Raw genomic sequence first — 19,074 nt, forward strand, 5'->3', positions numbered from 1 at the left:
TTAGACTAAAAACAGCGACGGCAATAATACGGGAATTCATCTTAAAAAACAACGATATTGATAATAATTATCATTTATGTAAAATAAGCCCGCTTTTTACTATTTTATTTTTTATAAAGGGAAATTTTTTATGTCCGTTCATACGCATTTAACTGCAATTTCAACCGCACTTTTTATGCTCGCCAGCCCGCTTTGCGCTGCCGAAACGCTACCGGACGCCGGTCTGCTGAATAAAGAAATCGAACAAGGGCAAAGGGCGCCCAAAATAAAACCGGGCGGTTCGCTGTTTCATGCTCAGCAGCAAACTCAGCCTCAAAGCGCCGATGACGGCATTCATTTTCAGTTGCGGGAAATTCAGGTTATCGGGCTGAACGGCGAGCCGGTGGAAGAAGACACCACGCCGGTGATTACGCCTTTTTTGCATCAAGACCTGCAATTTTCCGCCCTTGACCGACTGACCCGGCAACTTACCGAATTTTATCGCCGCCATGACTATCTGCTGGCGCGCGCCATTTTGCCACCGCAGGATATTGTTGACGGTAAACTGACCGTTCTGGTTATCAAAGGGCAACTGGCCGACATTCATATTAATAATCACAGCGCCTTACGCGATAATATCGTACAACGACTGTCAACCGCCGGCATTAACGAGGGCTATTACGTTTATCAGTCGGAGCTGGAAAGACTGGCATTAGTGCTCAACGACATTCCCGCCATTCGCCCGTCATTAAGCCTGAAATCCGCACGGCAACAGGGCAAAGCGGATTTAACCGTTACGCTGGAAAACGGACGGCGATTCGGCGGCTATGTGTTAACGGACAATCAGGGCAGCAAAGAAACCGGACGTTACCGTTTTTTGCTCGGCGGCAGCGTCTATAACCTGCTGGGGCTTGGTGATGAATTAAAACTGGATATGCTGACCTCCGGCAAAGGAGATTTGAAAAATGCCAAATTGGATTATTCCGCGCTGATCGACGGTTACGCCACCCGGTTCGGGGTGACGGCAAGTTATCTGCACTACCGGTTAGGCGGTAATTTTAAGGATTTGCAATCCGCCGGTAATGCAAAAAATGCCGGCGTTTATTTGCTGCACCCCACGGTACGCTCGCCGAATTTGCGGCTGAATACCAGACTGGCGTTTAATCATCAGACCCTGACCGACAAACAGCGCGCGGTAAATTTAATTCAGACCCGCAAAATTAATACGCTATCCCTCACCCTTGCCGGCTCTTGGAACAGCGTGCCGAACGGGGTCAGCTATTTTTCCTTCGGTACGGTTTTCGGGCGGGAAGGCAGTCATTCCAATGAACGGCCCCATTACCGGGCAGAGAATTTCGCCGCCAAAAAATCCTTTACCCTGTTCAATTATCAGCTGTCGCACGAACAGTTTTTACCCTATTCTCTGGCCGTCAATATTAATGCCATGGGGCAATGGACGGATAAAAACCTGGACAGTTCACAAAAATTATTATTGGGCGGGCTGCATGCGGTTCGCGGTTATAAAGCCGGTGCGGCCTCCGTTGACGAAGGCCATATCGTGCAGGCGGAATTAAAACATTATGTGCCGGTTTTCGAACAAAGTATTCTGACCGGTTCGTTATTTTACGACTATGCGACGGGCAAATATTATAAAAGTACACGCATGCTGAGCAAAAATACCGACAACCATGTCACGCTGCAAAGCCTCGGTGCCGGCCTCGCGTTATCTGCCGCCAATAATTACCATATCGGCCTGACGTTCGCCAAACCGATAAACAACAAACTAGCCGCGTCCGATCGGCATCAAGTCTGGCTGTCCGCCATGAAAACATTTTAATAAGGGAACAATATGAAGAAATTACATGTAATCAGCCTTGCCATGGCAAGCTATATTGCACAGCTCCATGCCGCCGGCTTGCCGCAAAACGGTCAAATCACCTCAGGGCAGGCGGAGATCGCCGCCCAAGCCGATAACATGACCATCCGCCAGCAAAGTCCGCAGGTCAGTATTGATTGGCAGAGTTTCGATATCGGTCAAAAAAATCAAGTGGAATTCAAACAACCGAGTTCCACCGCCATCGCCTATAATCGTGTGCGCGGCGCAAACGCCAGTGAAATTCAGGGCAAGCTGGTGGCAAACGGTCGAGTCTTTCTGGCTAATCCGAACGGGGTGTTATTCAGCAAAGACGCGCAGGTTAATGTGGGCAGTCTGCTGGTAACCACTAAAGCGCTGGAAAACCCGGCGCAAAACCTAAACAATCAGACGATGACCTTTGTGCGGGTCAAGCAAAAAGAAGGGGCGATCAAAAATCAGGGAAAAATCACCGCACAAGGTGAAAACGGTTTTGTGGCGTTAATCGGCGATCAGGTCAGTAACGAAGGTACCATCGAAGGGAAATATTATCAGCAAACCACGAAAACCAAAACCATGGTGTGCAGCAATGATTATGGTGCGATATATAGTACGATTACCAGCGAACAGGCCTGTAAAGATTTTGCCAACGACTGGTGGGAAGGCAGCCCGAGCGCACGCTGGCGCGAAAAAGAAAGCGTGAAAACCGTCGTTTCGCCGGGACAGGTGATTCTTGGCAGCGGCGAAAATTTTACCTTAACCTTAAATGACAGCAATATCGACCTTGATCTCGACGCCAACACCGTCGCCGCGCTGGTGGAGAACCGCGGCATGATTATATCCGAAGACGGTCATGTCGTTCTCACCGCCCAAGGCCGCAATGATGCGCTGAAAAGTGCGGTCAATAATGACGGTATTATTGAAGCCAAACGGGCGGCATTAACCGACAGCGGCAGCATTACCCTGCTGGCGGAAAATATTCAACTCGGCAAACACAGTCGCCTGAACAGCGAGACGCTGAACCTGAAAGCGCCGCAACATCGCCTGCATATCCGATCTGCCGAGGGCGCGAAAATTACCGCCCGCAAAACCGCTATCGGAGAAAATAATGATCGCATCGGGCAAAAAACCGTGAAACATCTGCGGATTGAAGGGAGGTTTTCCCGCGATGACAGTAACGAATTCTATGATAAGGCCAAGCATAAACTGAATAGTCTTATTGAGATCAAAGCATTAGATAAAATTATGATTGCAGATAGTCTATCGCCAAGCTCCGAGCATTCCTTTATTCAAACCGATGCGCTGGCCTCAATGTTAGCCGGCAGCGGAAAGGTCGCATTATTGAACGCCGGCTCCGGTTATGATGCCGGCAAAGCCGGAATCGATATTTCCGGCAAACTGCATGTGGATTCCTTCCGAAATACGGATTCCTTCCTGCTGCTGGACTCGCCACATCAAATTAGCATTCATCATGCCGACTGGCGGGCTAAAAACGGGCGTTTACTGTTATTGGGGCAGCTTTGGAACTATTATCAAGGGCGTGTACCGCAAGGACTGACGCCGGCAATCCGGATCAGCCACAGCCGCTTCGATCTGGGGAACGGTTCGCTCGGCTTCGGACATAATACGCAGCTGCAAAACCGGGTATATTACGAACAAAGCGCGCAATATGTGGAGGAGGATCAACGCAATTATTTCGCCGTCAATCTACAGGATGTCAGCTTTAACCGGGTTGATGATGTGGTCATTAGCGGCGGTTTCGGGCAGGTGGAATTCGACCGCGTAAACGCCGAAGGACGCACCAGTTTTTACATTCATGGCGGCAATCAACGCAAATGGGGCAAAGACGGCGCTCAAACCCGTTGGGAATACGGGTTAAAAGATCTGGAAGAACGTATTTTGCGCTCCCAGCCGGATCATTCCCAACGCCGCTGGGCTTATTCCACAAAAACCGATGAAAGCCTGAACCGTGAATTCTGGGATTATTTTTACCAATGGGTCAAAGAGCGGTCGCATTTGGCAACCGATATTACAATTAAAAACAGCGATTTCAATCTGCACAACGGCTTTATGCATTTAATGGCTAAACATGTGCGGCTGGAAAACAGCAATATCACTCTCCGTTTTGATCAACCGTTGGATTCCTTCGGTAAAGCCATCAATAAAATGGGAATTAACGCTGAAAATACGCTTATGGATAACAGCCATATCCGGATTATCGGCGCCGATATGAAAGGCGTTACCCCCGATTCCAAATCCGGAGCGGCTGCCTTTCATTTGGTCGGTAATTTAACCGGTAAAAACCGCAGTGCTATTTTTGTCCGCACTCATCAGGGCTACAGCTTCCGCACGGACGGGCGTTCGACCATTAAAGGGGAAAGCAGTAAAGACGACTTAGCGATTACCGTTATCAATACCGGCTTACCGCCGGTGGCGGACGGTGCGGATCTGGGTCGCAACAACAATGACGATTATTTAGGTACCGCAGGCATTGTCATCGGCGGCGAATCCGGCGACAGAACCCTGTTTGAAAACGTCAAAGTTCAGGCCATCGCCCCGAACGGCGCGAATGCCTACCTGAGCGCAAAAGCCTTACCGCTGGAAACCAAAAACGCGGATTTTTCCTATTTTGAATTACCGCGCAGCACCAACCAATTATCCGCTTATATTCAAGGCGAGCATACCCGGCTAAATCTGTCCGCGCGGGAAAAATTACAGCTGTTGGATCGCCTACAGGGTATCGCCGGCTCGAATCTTTCCAGCCATCAGGTAGCGCAAACCGCGCAAAATCAACTGGCGCAGCGCCGCCCGGCGGTAATCCGCGATAATCTGGCGGAAGACAGCGTTGCCATGACAATATGTGATGAACAGGGACAATGCGAAGAACGGCTTATCGGAAAAGGCGGCAGCGCCCGCATAACGGTAGGCGAATTGCAATAATCCGAACGCACAAAAAAGCGGGCTGAAACGCCCGCCCTACACCGCCACCGACAACGCCGGCGGATTACGCTGATATTCTACGGCGTACAGTTTAAAAGTGCGGTGGTTTTTTTGCTGATTTCAAATAAACCCGAATGATTAATGCCGTAAACTATAAAAAAGAAGGACGCCCTTAAGCGTCCTGCTGTCTGTTAGCGGTGAAGTTAACTACTTCCCAATCACCTCAATGCCGCCCATATAGGGACGCAGCACTTCCGGCACGGTGATGCTACCGTCGGCGTTTTGGTAGTTTTCCAGTACGGCGACCAAGGTGCGGCCGACGGCCAGCCCCGAACCGTTTAAAGTGTGTACCAGACGGGTTTTCTTATCGCCTTTGGCGCGGCAGCGGGCCTGCATGCGGCGGGCTTGGAAATCCCACATATTGGAACAGGAGGAAATTTCGCGGTAGGTATTTTGCGCCGGCACCCAGACTTCCAGATCATAGGTTTTCGCCGAGCCGAATCCCATATCGCCGGTACACAGCAACACTTTACGATACGGCAATTGCAACAACTGCAACACTTTTTCGGCATGACCGGTTAATTCTTCCAGCGCCTGCATGGAGGTTTCCGGCGCGACGATTTGCACCATTTCCACTTTATCAAACTGGTGCATACGGATAAGTCCGCGCGTATCGCGACCGTAAGAACCGGCCTCGGAACGGAAACAAGGAGTATGTGCGGTCATTTTTAACGGTAAATCCGCTTCATCCAGAATTTCATCGCGTACCAGATTAGTGACCGGCACTTCCGCGGTCGGAATCAGCGCATAAGGCTGTTCGCCTTCCAACGGTTTGGTATGAAACAGATCTTCACCGAATTTCGGTAGCTGACCGGTGCCGTAAAGGGTTTCGTGGTTGACTAAATAAGGCACATAGGTTTCCTGATAGCCGTGCTGCTGGGTGTGTAAATCCAGCATAAACTGCGCCAACGCACGGTGCATGCGGGCGATTTGCCCCTGCATCACGGCAAAGCGCGCACCGCTCAGCTTCGCGCCGGCGGCAAAATCCAGCCCTTTGAGCTGTTCGCCCAAGGTGACGTGATCTTTCACTTCAAAATCAAATTTGCGCGGCTCGCCCCAGCGGGAAATCTCTTGATTTTCGCTGTCATCTTTCCCCAACGGCACTTCATCGGCCGGTATATTCGGGATCGCAATGGCGATTTGGTATAATTCCGCCTGCACATCATCAAGCTGCGCTTTCGCCATGCTTAATTCGATTCCCATATGCTCCACTTCATCCAATAAGGGGGCAATATTTTCACCGCGCGCTTTGGCGGCGCCGATGGCTTTGGAACGGGCGTTACGCTGCGCCTGCAGGGTTTCGGTTTTCACCTGCAAAGTTTTACGCTGTTCTTCCAGCTTACTGATATTGTCAACATCTAACGCAAAACCGCGTCTCAGCTTTAATTTTTCCGCCACTTCGGCAAGATTATTGCGTAATAAATTCGGATCGATCATAGTATTACCCTAACCTGTTAATTTGAAATGTGTGTTACCCAGATAATTGGCTATTCTAGATCGGATTAATAAAATAAACCAGTTATCCGCGTGATTTATAACGACTATTCGGGCTTTGTTTATCCAGTTCGCGCAAACGGGTTAATTTTTCGCTGATCTGAATTTCCATACCGCGCGGCACCGGAAAATAATATTGCGTTTCTTGCAGCGCTTCGGGGAAGTAATTTTCGCCCGCGGCATAGGCGTTCGGCTCATCGTGGGCATAGCGGTATTCGGCGCCGTAACCCAGCTCTTTCATTAACGCGGTCGGTGCATTGCGCAAATGTTCCGGTACGTCATAATCGGGGCTTTCCATCGCCTGTTTTTTGGCGGCTTTGAAAGCGGTATAAACCGCATTGCTTTTCGGTGCCACGGCAAGATACACAATAGCCTGAGCAATCGCGCGTTCGCCTTCCGCAGCGCCGACCCGGGTAAAACAATCCCACGCCGCCAGCGCCACCTGCATTGCGCGCGGATCGGCATTGCCCACATCTTCGGAGGCAATCGCCAGCAAACGCCGCGCCACATATAACGGATCACCGCCGGCGGTAATAATGCGGGCATACCAGTATAACGCGGCATCCGGCGCGGAACCGCGCACCGATTTATGCAGGGCGGAAATCAGATCATAAAAGCGATCGCCCTGTTTATCAAAACGCGCCTGCCGTTCGCCCAGCACCTCGGTCAGCAAAGTGCGGTCTAAAATTTTGCCGTTTTCCGTTTCCTCCGCCATATCCGCCATTAATTCCAGACAATTGAGCGCCAGACGGGCATCACCGTTGACATAACCGGCCAACAGAGACAGCAGATTGTCTTGTAAAATCAACCGCACTTTGCCTAGGCCGCGTTCGTTATCATCCACCGCCTGCCGTAACACCCGTTCGATATCCGGCGCGCTCAGCGGTTTTAAAACATATACCCGCGCGCGGGAAAGCAGCGCGTTGTTCAGTTCAAAGGAGGGATTTTCCGTCGTCGCACCGATAAAAATCACCGTGCCGTCTTCAATATGCGGCAAAAAGGCATCCTGCTGACTTTTATTAAAGCGGTGTACTTCGTCCACGAACAACACCGTGCGCCGGTCTGCCAGCCGGTTTTGTTTGGCCCGCTCGATCGCCTCGCGAATTTCTTTAATGCCGCCCGTTACGGCGGAAATGCGTTCCACATCGGCCTGAATCCGCTGTGCGATAATCTCCGCCAGCGTGGTTTTGCCGGTGCCCGGCGGCCCCCACAGAATCATCGAATGAATATGCCCGGCCTCAATGGCTTTGCGTAACGGTTTACCCGGTGCCAACAGGTGAGACTGCCCGCAATACTGTTCCAGTGTCGTCGGTCTCATGCGGGCGGCTAAAGGCCGAAACTCATTTTCGTTAAAATCGAAAGCCAGATTAGACATCGTATTTTGCTTTACCATAGTACGCCCTGCCAACAAGTGCGGTGCAGAAACGCGGAGAAATTCATCAAAACCGGCAGGATAAATCCATGCCGATCATCCGTTCGGGGTTATTTTTTCTTGCGCTGATCGTCCAGCTCCACGCCTTTCGGCACGCTGAACCGGAACAGGCTATCCGCCAGCGGCAGATTGGTGATGTTGCGCAGCAGATACAGATTCGCCTGACCGTCTTTTTCGATGGTACTGAAATTTTTCAGCACGCCGTCCGCCTCAATCCGGATATCAAACTGTTTGATGTTGCTTTGCGCGGATTTCGGTTTCAGGATAAACGTATCGGCACGCTGTTCCACCGAATATTGATTCCAATGGGCTTTATCGTTACTGGTCAGCAGCACGAAAGGCGTATCGTTGACCGCCTCGCTCACCCAGTTGGCCGTGACCTGTTCCACGAAAGGATCATAAAACCACAGGGTTTTACCGTCGGAAATAATCTGCGTTTCCTGCGGCGCTTTATTATCCATGCGGAACAAATTCGGCCGTTTAATCTGAATTTTACCGCTGCCCTGCTGGATTTCCTTGCCTTTCGGATCGCTGACTTTTTGCGTGTAATCGGCGCTCAGTACATCCACTTTGCTTAACCGCGCCTGTAATTCTTCCGCCGCATCCGCCCACGCCAGCGGGCTGATGCCGGCAAGCAAAAGTGCGGTCAGTTTTAATGCTGTTTTTTTCATCGTTGTCGTCCTTAAACAAAAAAGTAATGGCATGAATTAGACCGTCAGAGACAAAATTAATTCACCCGCCGCGTTGCCGCTCACATCATTTGGCCGTCGCCTTCAGGCCGGCAACGCGCGTTAATAATCGGACGGGCGGGATAAAATCTCCCGTTTTCCGTTCTGCATGGCCGATACGATGCCCTGTTCTTCCAGTTGATCCATAATCCGTGCGGCACGGTTGAACCCTACGCGGAAACGGCGCTGAATGGCGGAAACCGACGTGGTGCCGGTGCTGACCACAAATTCCACCACATCATCAAACAGATCGTCCAGCTCGCCGTCATCAAAACCGCGCTCGCCGTCGCCGCTCTCTTCGTCTTCCGCACCGTCTAAAATGCCGTCGATATAATTCGGTTTACCGCGTGCGCGCCAGTCGTCGGCCACGCGCGCCACTTCGTCATCGCTCATAAATGCGCCGTGTACGCGGATCAAATCGGAGGATCCCTGACCGGAATACAGCATATCGCCGCGCCCCAGCAAGGCTTCCGCGCCGCCCTGATCCAAAATGGTGCGCGAGTCGATTTTACTCGCCACGGTAAAGGCGATACGGCTTGGAATATTCGCCTTAATCAGCCCGGTGATCACATCCACCGACGGACGCTGCGTGGCTAAAATCAGATGAATGCCGATAGCGCGGGCTTTTTGTGCCAGACGCGCGATCAGCTCTTCAATCTGTTTGCCGGCAACCATCATCAAATCCGCAAATTCGTCCACGATCACCACAATATAACTGAGTTTTTCCAATGCCGGCGGCAAGGTGTCCATGGTATCGCCCGGTCGCCACAGCGGATTCGGAATCGGCATGCCCATGGCGTTATATTCGTCGATTTTCTCGTTATAGCCTTCAATATTGCGCACGCGCAGCGCCGATAACAGCTGATAACGGCGCTCCATTTCGTCCACGCACCAGCGCAGCGCATTGGCGGCTTTTTTCATATCGGTCACCACTTCGGTCAGCAAATGCGGGATGCCGTTATAAATGGACAATTCCACCACTTTCGGGTCGATCATGATAAATTTGACTTCTTCCGGTTTAACCCGGAACAACAGGCTTAAAATCATGGTATTCACACCCACGGATTTACCCGAACCGGTCGACCCCGCCACCAGTAAGTGCGGCATTTTCGCCAGATCCACCACTACCGGTTTGCCGCTGATGTCTTTCCCCAGCGCCATGGACAGCAGTGAGGTTGAACGGCGGAATTCGTCACTGTCCAGCACATCGCGCAACGGTACGGTCTGGCGCTGCACGTTCGGCGTTTCAATGCCGATATAAGGTTTGCCCGGAATCACTTCCGCCACACGGATCGAACGGAACATCAACGCGCGCGCCAAATCCGTATCGATCCCCGTCACTTTGGAAGCTTTCACGCCCGGCTGTAACTCCAGTTCATAGCGCGTGACCACCGGGCCGACCAGCACATCTTTCACCGTGGCTTTCACATTGAAATTCCGCAGCTGCTGCTCGATACGCTGCGAGGTTTCGATAATTTCGTCCTGGGTAATTTCCTGCGCTTTGACCGGCCGATGCTCCAGCAAATCCAGACTCGGCAGCGGCGTGGTCGGTTTAGCGCCGATCGTCACTTTTTTCTGTAACGCCGGATGAATCAGGGAATCGCCGTAAGACTGATAATGCGGCGGCGCAGACGGCGGAGTTTCAGGCGTTTGCGGTGCGTCGGATAAAATCACATGCAGGGCGTCTTCCGCGTGCATCGCTTTGGCACGCTGTTCCATCTCATTCAGTCGCTGTTGTTCCTGCTCGGCAAACTGACGCGCCAGCTCCGCCATGTCCGCTTCGCCCTGTGCCGCCGGGGCGGGATCAACGGTAATTTGCTCGGTGACGTTCAGCGTTGCATTGCTGTCGGGCATGGAAACTTTCGGCATGGCGATATCCGCATAGGCCGCGCTATAACCGTGATTGGCATAATGATCGCCGGCAAACTCGGTCGGCCGTTCGGCGGCGGAATAAGCATAATCCGCTGCGCTCGAAGCCACCGGCGACGGCGTAATGGTGACCGACGGCAATTCATTGGCAGGTTGTACCGTATAGGCACCGAATGCCGGTATTTCGGACGACGCCGTCCCCGCCGCCAAAGCCTCGTCCGGCGTGTTTGAACGCGCGCTCTCAGGTTCAGGCGCAGCGGAAGTCAGACCGCTGATATGAATTAACTTATCAATATTGACCAAGCCGTCGTCGGCGTCTTTTTCCGCGTTTTCTTCGCTATCCGACGTCACCGTATTCGCCTGCGACGGACGGATAATAATTTCCTCCAGCGGCTGGGCAACGGTTTCTTTGCCGGCGCTTTCCGCCGCCGTATCAATAACCGGTGCCGAGTCGTTTTGCGCCTTATCTTCATTTTTCATGGTCAGCCAGTAATAAAATTTCATCAGCAGTCGCAGCAGCGAGGCGCCGGAGCAAAAAATAAAGCCCACCACGCTAAAAATAAAGGCGGTAAATAAAATGCCGAATTTGCCCAGCAGCGGGAAAAACGACACCGTCAGACTCGCCCCCAGCACGCCGCCGGCCAGATAATACGGCGTATTGGACAGCAGCAAAGTCGCCAGCACGGTTAACCCGCAAAGCAACAATACAAAACCGCATAAACGAAAACCGAAACGCAGCCAGGTCAGGCTGTCCGTGCGCTTGGTTTTGATAAAACTGACCGGCGCAACAAACAGCACAAAGGGCAGAATATTCCCGATATGACCGAACATCGCAAAAAACAAATCGATAAGCCAAGCGCCGAACGCACCGGCTTTATTAATGGTGGTCGGCTGCGAGGTTGACACCGACCACGAACTGTCCAGCGGGCTGTAGCCTGACCAGGCGATAATCAAATACAGCCCGAAAAGTGCGGTTAATCCTAACAATAATTCAACGAGATATTGTTTCGGCGAAAAATGATGAGTAATACGTTTAATCATTATCTGTTTATTTTAATTGTAAAAAATTAGTCTGCTTCACTTCTTCCATCACCACATAAGTGCGGGTGTCGTTCACCCCGGGCAGGCGCAGCAAAGTGGTGCCGAGTAATTGCCGGTAAGCCGCCATATCCGCCACCCGGGTTTTCAATAAATAGTCGAAATCGCCGGAAACCAGATGACATTCCTGAATCTCATCCAGTTGCTGCACCGCCGCGTTAAATTCTTCAAACACATCCGGTTTGCCGCGCACCAAGGTAATTTCCACAATCACCAGCAACGGCGAATTGAGCAACTCCGGATTCAGCAACGCGCGGTAGCCCATAATCACGCCCTGTTTTTCCAGACGTTTCACCCGTTCCAGACAAGGTGTCGGCGACAGGCCGACTTTTTTCGACAAATCAATATTGGAGATCTTGCCGTTGCGCTGTAATTCGGTCAGAATTTTTATATCAATGCTGTCAAGTGCTCTCGTTAATTTCTTTTCCATAAAATCTCCAACTCTAAATAGGTAAATGACGTCAAAAAGACTGAAGAAGGTCTGATTTTACACTATTTCATTAGATTTTTATGTGATTTTTTTTATAAAATGTCCGCCTGCAATCATTTGTTTCGAGGTTGTTAAATATGGCAAATCCGTTTATCGCCCACTGGACCTCCACCGGCAATACATTATGTTTAGGCCACTGGGAAATCACCTATCACGACAAGGCATTAACGCTGCCGGAAAAAATACGCGAACACGATATGGGCACCCGCGGCATTTATTATTTTATCGATCCCACCGATGAGCTGTATTTGGAAGGGCTGGATGAAGACGACTGGATTTTAGCCAATATCGACTGGCTGAGCGAGGTGTTTATCGAGGCGGATATTCCGCTGGAAGAAGAATATATGCGCCTGTTTTATCAGGCGGTCAACCCGCAGGACTGGCGCTGCGGCAGCTGCGGCGGCTGTATTTAAAGGCAGCTGCCGCCGCATGCCTTTCCTGAGATTAAAAATTATCGACAATCGCCAGCGCGTCCGCCAGTTTTTTTACAGTGAAAACCTGCATATTTTGCACCGCACTTTTCGGTTTATTGGCAAACGGTACGATCGCCCGTTTAAAGCCGTGTTTCGCCGCTTCGCTGATGCGTTCCTGCCCACTCGGCACCGGCCGGATTTCGCCCGCCAGCCCCACTTCGCCGAACACCACCAAATCCTGCGGCAGCGGCCGGTTACGGAAGCTGGAGATCAATGCCAGCAACAGCGCCAGATCGGCGCCCGTTTCCGTTACTTTCACCCCGCCGACCACATTGACGAATACATCCTGATCCGACATTTGCAAGCCGCCGTGGCGATGTAATACCGCCAGCAACAGCGCCAGCCGGTTTTGTTCCAGCCCCACCGCCACCCGGCGCGGATTTGCCAGCATGGAATGATCCACCAACGCCTGAATTTCTACCAACAGCGGCCGCGTACCTTCCCAAATGACCATCACCGAACTGCCGGCGGTTTGTTCTTCGCCGCGGCTTAAAAAAATGGCGGACGGATTTTTCACTTCGCGCAGCCCCTGTTCGGTCATGGCGAACACACCCAGCTCATTGACCGCACCGAAGCGGTTTTTATGGCTGCGCAGGGTCCGATAGCGGGAATCCGCCTCGCCTTCCAATAATAATGACGCGTCGATCACATGTTCCAGCACTTTCGGTCCGGCCAGCGTTCCGTCTTTGGTCACATGCCCCACCAGTATTATCGCCACTTGACGGGTTTTCGCATAGCGGGTAAGAAAAGAGGCGCACTCGCGCACCTGCGATACGCTGCCCGGTGAGGACTGAATATCCGCCAGATGCATGACCTGAATGGAATCGATCACCATGATCTGCGGTTTCAGCTGATCCGCCAGCTGACAGATTTGTTCCACCGAGGTTTCCGACAGCAAATTCAGCCGATCCGGCGGCAATCCCAGACGATTGGCCCGCATTGCCACCTGCTGTAGGGACTCCTCGCCGGTGACATAAAGTGCGGTCATTGTTTGCGCTAAATCGCACATCACCTGTAACAACAGGGTACTTTTACCCGCCCCCGGATGACCGCCGATTAAAATCGCGCTGCCCGGCACTATCCCGCCGCCGAGCACCCGATCCAGCTCGTTAAAACCGCTGCCGAAACGCGGCAGCTCCTGCAGACTGATATCCGACAGAGTTTGAATTTTAGCCTGTGTTTCGCCGGCATAACCGCTGAAACGATCATTTTTCGTGTTTTTTGCCGAGACCAAGCGGACTTCGCTGATACTGTTCCACGCCTTGCAGGCGGAACACTGCCCCTGCCAGCGGGCAAATTCCGCCCCGCACTGATTGCAGACATATGCGGTTTTAGCTGTTTTCGCCATGATGATATTGTTCCGTGTCATCCAAACTCAAAGAAATTAAATGCAGCATCCGTTTCACATAAGGTGCCGATTGCAGCAGCTCAAACAATGTTTCCAGCGCCGGGCGGTTAAGCTTGGTTTCGCTGTGGCGGCGGATGATGGTTTTGAGCTGAGACAACAAACGGGCGTTGCTTTCCGCAATGGCGGTCAGCGCATCCTGCCCGTCATCGGTAGTTTGTCCCTTTTCCCGCCGCGCATGCAGCACGCTTTCAAGCAAGGCGCCGTGTTCCGTATAATAATGATACAGATTGAAAAAAGCGCCGATGCGCTCGACGGTGCGCACAAAATCAGCGGCGAAATAATCTGCCCCCAGCGCAAAGGTGTCTTCAATCAGATCCTGTTCCAGCTGAAAAAGTGCGGTCAGTTTTTGCTGAGAATTTCCCGCACCGGCTTCAGCGCGCAAAAATTCACGCCAACTATCCGACCAGTTTTGAAGCGCCGCGTTTTCCTGTCCGGCCAGACGATAACCGCGCTGCGCTTTACTGGCGGCGCTTAAGCGCACGCCGTTTTCCAGACTTAACGCGGCAACGAAATGCAGTAAATCCTTGATGCGTCCCTGTTTCAGTTCAAATTCCACTTCGCAAATGGGTTCGCATTTATCACCGGCGCGGATTTCGCCCTGATCCAGCGCGATTTCCACCACCACGCCGTTACCGCATTCCACCAGCCAGCAACGGCGCTCAAAATCGGTGCTGAAAATCTGCTGTAGCGTCACATCGCGCCAATCCGCTGCAAGTTGATAAGTATCGACCAGCGTCGGTAGATCCGGCTGGGCGTTATCCAGCGCAATGTTATATTCCGGCCGGATATGCAAACCGCCCAAGGTTTTGCCGTCGGTTTTCAGGGTGAAGGTAAAGCGCCCGTCGGCCTGCCGAACCCGCAATCCCATATGCCGGGCGGCGAAAAAATACTGCGGCGTATCATAATACGCATTGGCCAGAAACTGAGTTTTCTGTGACAAAATGCGGAAAGCGGAAATTTCCTGGCTTAAAAATGCGGCAAAACCGGCGGATACCGCCAGTTTCAGTTCAACTTCATTATTCATAGCATGCCTTTCAAGGTAAAACATCAACCGCAGTGCGGTCGCAATGATGCACAAATCATGTCGGCATTATCCAATAAATCCCGATCTTTTTCGATTAAAATCGTGAATTTTTCATTCACATAAGGTAATATGCGCGCTGAATTACTTTCAACCCCTTAAGGAGTTAGCTAATGGCAGTAAATAATATTTTCGGTTTATTTGCCCACTCGCCTTTAAAACCGCTGCAGCAGCACTCGGACAAAGTGACCGAATGCTGTAGCTTTTTAGTGCAGTTTTTTGAATATACCTTTGAAAACGATTGGCAGCATGCCGAACAGATGCGCCAGCAGATTTCCGAAGCGGAACGTCAGGCCGACAGCCTGAAACGGGAAATCCGTTTAAAACTGCCGCGCGGTTTATTCATGCCCATCGATCGCACCGACCTGCTGGAGCTGGTCACCCAGCAGGATAAACTCGCCAACTATGCCAAAGATATTGCCGGACGGATGATCGGACGCCAGTTTTCTTTTCCGGCGGAAATGCAGGATGAGTTTATGCGCTATGTCTGCCGCAGTCTGGATGCCACCGTGCAGGCGCACAAAGTCATCAATGAAATGGACGAACTGCTGGAAACCGGTTTTAAAGGCCGTGAGCTGACGTTTGTGAATAATATGATTCAGGCATTAGACGATATTGAAGACGATACCGATCAAATGCAAATCAAGCTGCGCTTAATGCTGCGCGGCGTTGAAGACCGCTACAATCCTATCGATGTCATGTTTTTATATAAAATTCTGGAGTGGATCGGCGTACTCGCGGATCAAGCGCAGCGTGTCGGTTCCCGCATTGAATTAATGCTGGCCCGCTCATAATTATCATTACATACATAGGAAAACACTATGGAAATTATTCAAGAATATGGCACATTGCTTGTCATTATTACTGCCGCGTTCGGCTTTTTTATGGCATTCGGGGTCGGTGCCAATGACGTATCCAACGCAATGGGAACGTCAGTTGGCTCGGGAACAATTACAGCGAAACAAGCTATTATCATTGCAATGATCTTTGAATCCGCCGGGGCTTATCTGGCCGGCGGTGAAGTGACGGAAACCATTAAAAGCGGGGTGATCAACACCGTTGAATACGCCGCAACGCCGGAAATTCTGGCGCTTGGTATGATGGCGGCGTTATTTTCCTCCGGCTTATGGCTTTTGATCGCCTCCAAAATGGGATGGCCGGTTTCCACCACGCACACCATTATCGGGGCGATTATCGGCTTTGCCTGCGTAACCGTCGGTCCGCACTCCGTGGACTGGGGCTCAATCCGCAATATTATCGGCAGCTGGTTTATCACGCCGGTACTGGCCGGAATCGTCGCCTACGGTATATTCTTCAGCACGCAGAAGCTGATCTTCGATACCGAAAAACCGCTGCATAACGCGCAGAAATACGGGCCTTATTATATGGGCGTGACTATCCTGATTTTATGTATAGTGACGATGACCAAAGGTTTAAAACATGTCGGTCTGCACTTAAGCGGGCTTGAAACCACGGTGATTTCCCTGTCTATCAGCGCCGTTTCCGTGGTGCTGAGCCGCTTTTATTTCCGCAGCCGCATTTTCCGCCATACCATGCGCTCCGGCACTTTCGGCGCGGTGGAAAAAATATTCAGTATTCTGATGCTGCTCACCGCCTGCGCCATGGCATTTGCGCACGGTTCAAACGATGTGGCCAACGCCATCGGCCCGGTATCCGCGGTGGTTTCCATTGTGGATCATCAGGGACAAATCATCGCCAACAGCCCGCTGGCATGGTGGATTCTGCCTTTAGGTGCCGCCGGGATCGCACTCGGGCTTATCGTAATGGGTTATAAAGTGATGGCCACTATCGGTACCGGGATTACGGATTTAACGCCAAGCCGCGGATTCGCCGCCCAATTCGCCACTGCCACCACCGTGGTGCTGGCTTCCGGTACCGGCTTGCCGATTTCCACCACCCAAACCTTGGTGGGGGCAATTTTAGGCATCGGTTTCGCCCGGGGTATCGCGGCGTTAAATCTGACCGTCATCCGCAATATCGTCGCCTCTTGGATCATTACCCTGCCGGCGGGCGCATTATTTGCGATTCTGATTTACTATGTGCTGAGCGCGATTTTCATCTAATCGATACCCGGTTCGTCCGGCGCCAGCCACGCCGGTTCAGTGAAAATTTTGTCAATAGGTTAAAGTGCGGTACAATCTACCGCACTTTTTATTTGCTTAATTTACTTAGGATGTCTGTATTATGCAAAAAATCGCTCAATATCTTCTTTCCGCCCTGCTTTTCGCCCTCACGGTACCAACCGCACAGGCGGAAACCCAATATGTTACGGAAAATCTGTCCACCTTTTTACGCAAAGGTGCCGGCGACCAGTATAAAATCGCCGGCGCCATTCAGTCCGGCGACGCCGTCACCGTGCTGGATCGTAAAGATAAATACACCCTTATCCGTGATGCCAAAAACCGCGAAGCCTGGATTCTCAGCAACGAGCTGACCGCCACGCCGAGCAGCAAACAGGAAAACCCGAAATTAAAAGCACAGATTCAGGAACTTACCCTGAAACTTAATCGTCTGGACGGCGACTGGCAGCAGCGAACCAGCGAAATGCAACGCCGCGCAAAACAGGCGGAAGAACAAAGCAGCCAGCTGCTGGAACAGAATTCGCAGCTGAAACGTGAACTGGAAATCACCAAAAATAAAAACCGCGATCTGGAAGCCATGCTGGATGCCGGCAAGCGGGAAATTGCGATTCAATGGTTTATTTACGGCGGCTCGGTGTTAGGTGTCGGCCTCCTGCTCGGTCTGATTATTCCGTTAATTCTGCCTAAACGCCGCCGTCGCGACGGTTGGGCATAACCTTTCCCGGCGGGCGGTGTGCGCCCGTCTTTATTATCCGGTCTGTTACGGTAATCGAATATGCAAATTTATCTTGTGGGCGGTGCGGTCAGGGATCGGCTGTTGGGACTGCCGGTGAACGATCGCGACTGGCTGGTGGTCGGCGCCACCCCCGCGCAATTGCTGCAACAAGGTTATCGACAGGTGGGAAAAGATTTTCCCGTCTTTCTGCACCCGCACAGCAACGAAGAATACGCCCTCGCCCGCACCGAAAAAAAAGCCGGCCGCGGCTACACCGGATTTCGCTGCGATTTCAATCCGCACATTACCCTTGAACAGGATTTAATGCGCCGCGATCTGACCATCAACGCCATTGCCGAAGATCAGCACGGCACCCTGCACGATCCCTATCACGGCGTGCGTGATCTCCGGCTGCGGATGCTGCGCCACATCTCCCCGGCATTTGCCGAAGATCCGCTGCGGGTATTGCGGGTTGCCCGTTTTGCCGCCCGTTACCATGAGCTCGGCTTTACCATTGCGCCCGAAACCTACCGGTTAATGCGGAAAATCACCCGCCAGGGCGAATTAGCCCAACTGACCGCCGAACGGGTCTGGCAGGAAACGGAAAATGCGTTGCTGGAAAAAAATCCGGCAATCTATTTTGAAACCTTACGGGAAATCGGCGCACTGGCCGTCTTATTTCCGGAACTCGACGCCCTGTGCGGCGTGCCGAATCCGCCGCGTTATCACCCGGAGATCGACAGTTTTACCCACAGTATGCTGACCTTACAACAAGCGGTACGGCTGACGGACGGCACTGACTGTCATCAAAGTGCGGTGCGTTTTGCCGCAGTTTGTCATGATCTGGGCAAAGCGCTTACGCCGCAGGCGCTGCTGCCGCATCATTACGGCCACGAACAGGCCGGCGTTCAGCCTGCCCGCAATCTGTGCCGACGCCTTAAAGTGCCGGCTTATACGCAGGAACTGGCGGTGCTGAGCTGCGAATATCACAGCCATATTCACAGAGCGTTCGAGCTGCGCCCCGATACGGTGCTGAAGCTGTTCAACCGTTTGGACATCTGGCGTAAACCGTCGCGCTTTCAGGAATTACTGCTGGTGTGCCGCGCCGACAGCCGCGGGCGCACAGGTTATGCCGAGACGCCGTATCCGCAGGCGGATTTTCTGCTTGAACTCTACCGCAGCGCGCTGCAAGTGGACGTGCGGCAAATTATCGCTGAGGGGTTCAGCCGGCAAGGCATCGGTGACGAACTGAACCGGCGGCGAAAGCTCGCCCTGCAGCAAAAACGTGCGCAAATTCTACCGCACTTTACTAACGCCGGCTAACACCGTAAAATACGCACAAATTTTTTATTT

Annotated in this window: 14 protein-coding genes; 7 read left to right on the forward strand and 7 right to left on the reverse strand. The window is 52.1% G+C overall.

Going from position 1 to position 19,074, the window contains the following annotated elements:
- Positions 1-130 precede the first annotated feature (130 nt).
- Positions 131-1,816, forward strand: a complete 1,686-nt coding sequence (locus ACESOH_RS05690) for a ShlB/FhaC/HecB family hemolysin secretion/activation protein (protein ID WP_373100282.1) — start codon at positions 131-133, stop codon at positions 1,814-1,816.
- Between the two features lie 12 nt (positions 1,817-1,828).
- Positions 1,829-4,771 carry a two-partner secretion domain-containing protein gene (locus ACESOH_RS05695; protein WP_373100284.1) on the forward strand — a complete coding sequence of 981 codons (2,943 nt, stop codon included), beginning with the start codon at positions 1,829-1,831 and terminating at the stop codon, positions 4,769-4,771.
- Between the two features lie 207 nt (positions 4,772-4,978).
- Here ACESOH_RS05695 and serS read toward each other — a convergent pair whose 3' ends face one another.
- The 5 genes from serS to lrp all read right to left on the reverse strand — a co-directional run bounded on the left by serS (position 4,979) and on the right by lrp (position 11,882).
- Entirely contained in the window at positions 4,979-6,268 is a 1,290-nt protein-coding gene (gene serS, locus ACESOH_RS05700; RefSeq protein WP_373100285.1) for a serine--tRNA ligase, read from the reverse strand.
- A gap of 82 nt (positions 6,269-6,350) precedes the next feature.
- Positions 6,351-7,700, reverse strand: a complete 1,350-nt coding sequence (locus tag ACESOH_RS05705; protein ID WP_032092883.1) for a replication-associated recombination protein A — start codon at positions 7,698-7,700, stop codon at positions 6,351-6,353.
- 107 nt (positions 7,701-7,807) lie between these two features.
- Complete coding sequence (gene lolA / locus ACESOH_RS05710; protein ID WP_032092884.1) at positions 7,808-8,428, reverse strand: outer membrane lipoprotein periplasmic chaperone LolA; 621 nt, start codon at positions 8,426-8,428, stop codon at positions 7,808-7,810.
- 120 nt (positions 8,429-8,548) lie between these two features.
- Complete coding sequence (locus tag ACESOH_RS05715) at positions 8,549-11,395, reverse strand: DNA translocase FtsK (RefSeq protein ID WP_373100287.1); 2,847 nt, start codon at positions 11,393-11,395, stop codon at positions 8,549-8,551.
- A gap of 7 nt (positions 11,396-11,402) precedes the next feature.
- Entirely contained in the window at positions 11,403-11,882 is a 480-nt protein-coding gene (gene lrp, locus ACESOH_RS05720) for a leucine-responsive transcriptional regulator Lrp (protein ID WP_032092886.1), read from the reverse strand.
- A gap of 137 nt (positions 11,883-12,019) precedes the next feature.
- On the opposite strand from lrp, the gene ACESOH_RS05725 reads away from it, so the two are divergent.
- Positions 12,020-12,355 carry a PM0253 family protein gene (locus ACESOH_RS05725; RefSeq protein WP_032092887.1) on the forward strand — a complete coding sequence of 112 codons (336 nt, stop codon included), beginning with the start codon at positions 12,020-12,022 and terminating at the stop codon, positions 12,353-12,355.
- A gap of 31 nt (positions 12,356-12,386) precedes the next feature.
- Here the strand turns inward: ACESOH_RS05725 and radA are convergent, their stop codons facing one another.
- Both radA and ACESOH_RS05735 read right to left on the reverse strand, forming a co-directional pair.
- The gene (gene radA, locus ACESOH_RS05730; protein ID WP_373100428.1) at positions 12,387-13,763 is read right to left on the reverse strand and encodes a DNA repair protein RadA; all 1,377 of its coding nucleotides are present in this window, start codon (positions 13,761-13,763) and stop codon (positions 12,387-12,389) included.
- On the reverse strand, positions 13,747-14,847 hold the full coding sequence (locus ACESOH_RS05735; protein WP_373100290.1) for a CYTH domain-containing protein: 1,101 nt from the start codon (positions 14,845-14,847) through the stop codon (positions 13,747-13,749). Before ACESOH_RS05735 ends, radA begins: the two co-directional genes overlap by 17 nt.
- A 170-nt stretch (positions 14,848-15,017) precedes the next feature.
- Between ACESOH_RS05735 and ACESOH_RS05740 the strand changes: the two genes are divergently transcribed.
- The 4 genes from ACESOH_RS05740 to ACESOH_RS05755 all read left to right on the forward strand — a co-directional run bounded on the left by ACESOH_RS05740 (position 15,018) and on the right by ACESOH_RS05755 (position 19,044).
- Positions 15,018-15,698 (forward strand): TIGR00153 family protein, encoded by a 681-nt coding sequence (locus ACESOH_RS05740; protein ID WP_032092890.1) that lies wholly within the window; start codon positions 15,018-15,020, stop codon positions 15,696-15,698.
- Positions 15,699-15,725: 27 nt separating this feature from the next.
- Complete coding sequence (locus ACESOH_RS05745) at positions 15,726-16,988, forward strand: inorganic phosphate transporter (protein ID WP_032092891.1); 1,263 nt, start codon at positions 15,726-15,728, stop codon at positions 16,986-16,988.
- A gap of 121 nt (positions 16,989-17,109) precedes the next feature.
- The gene (locus ACESOH_RS05750) at positions 17,110-17,721 is read left to right on the forward strand and encodes a TIGR04211 family SH3 domain-containing protein (RefSeq protein WP_032092892.1); all 612 of its coding nucleotides are present in this window, start codon (positions 17,110-17,112) and stop codon (positions 17,719-17,721) included.
- Positions 17,722-17,781: 60 nt separating this feature from the next.
- Positions 17,782-19,044, forward strand: a complete 1,263-nt coding sequence (locus ACESOH_RS05755) for a multifunctional CCA addition/repair protein (protein ID WP_373100292.1) — start codon at positions 17,782-17,784, stop codon at positions 19,042-19,044.
- Positions 19,045-19,074: the final 30 nt, after the last annotated feature.

The sequence above is a fragment of the Necropsobacter rosorum genome, from assembly GCF_964241405.1.
Lineage (GTDB): Bacteria > Pseudomonadota > Gammaproteobacteria > Enterobacterales > Pasteurellaceae > Necropsobacter > Necropsobacter rosorum.

What these genes read in the sequence shown, in the direction of transcription:
- ACESOH_RS05690 (WP_373100282.1), top strand. Translation starts at nt 131, where the DNA reads ATGTCCGTTCATACGCATTTAACTGCAATTTCAACCGCACTTTTTATG.
- ACESOH_RS05695 (WP_373100284.1), top strand. Translation starts at nt 1,829, where the DNA reads ATGAAGAAATTACATGTAATCAGCCTTGCCATGGCAAGCTATATTGCA.
- serS (WP_373100285.1), bottom strand. Translation starts at nt 6,268, where the DNA reads ATGATCGATCCGAATTTATTACGCAATAATCTTGCCGAAGTGGCGGAA.
- ACESOH_RS05705 (WP_032092883.1), bottom strand. Translation starts at nt 7,700, where the DNA reads ATGTCTAATCTGGCTTTCGATTTTAACGAAAATGAGTTTCGGCCTTTA.
- lolA (WP_032092884.1), bottom strand. Translation starts at nt 8,428, where the DNA reads ATGAAAAAAACAGCATTAAAACTGACCGCACTTTTGCTTGCCGGCATC.
- ACESOH_RS05715 (WP_373100287.1), bottom strand. Translation starts at nt 11,395, where the DNA reads ATGATTAAACGTATTACTCATCATTTTTCGCCGAAACAATATCTCGTT.
- lrp (WP_032092886.1), bottom strand. Translation starts at nt 11,882, where the DNA reads ATGGAAAAGAAATTAACGAGAGCACTTGACAGCATTGATATAAAAATT.
- ACESOH_RS05725 (WP_032092887.1), top strand. Translation starts at nt 12,020, where the DNA reads ATGGCAAATCCGTTTATCGCCCACTGGACCTCCACCGGCAATACATTA.
- radA (WP_373100428.1), bottom strand. Translation starts at nt 13,763, where the DNA reads ATGGCGAAAACAGCTAAAACCGCATATGTCTGCAATCAGTGCGGGGCG.
- ACESOH_RS05735 (WP_373100290.1), bottom strand. Translation starts at nt 14,847, where the DNA reads ATGAATAATGAAGTTGAACTGAAACTGGCGGTATCCGCCGGTTTTGCC.
- ACESOH_RS05740 (WP_032092890.1), top strand. Translation starts at nt 15,018, where the DNA reads ATGGCAGTAAATAATATTTTCGGTTTATTTGCCCACTCGCCTTTAAAA.
- ACESOH_RS05745 (WP_032092891.1), top strand. Translation starts at nt 15,726, where the DNA reads ATGGAAATTATTCAAGAATATGGCACATTGCTTGTCATTATTACTGCC.
- ACESOH_RS05750 (WP_032092892.1), top strand. Translation starts at nt 17,110, where the DNA reads ATGCAAAAAATCGCTCAATATCTTCTTTCCGCCCTGCTTTTCGCCCTC.
- ACESOH_RS05755 (WP_373100292.1), top strand. Translation starts at nt 17,782, where the DNA reads ATGCAAATTTATCTTGTGGGCGGTGCGGTCAGGGATCGGCTGTTGGGA.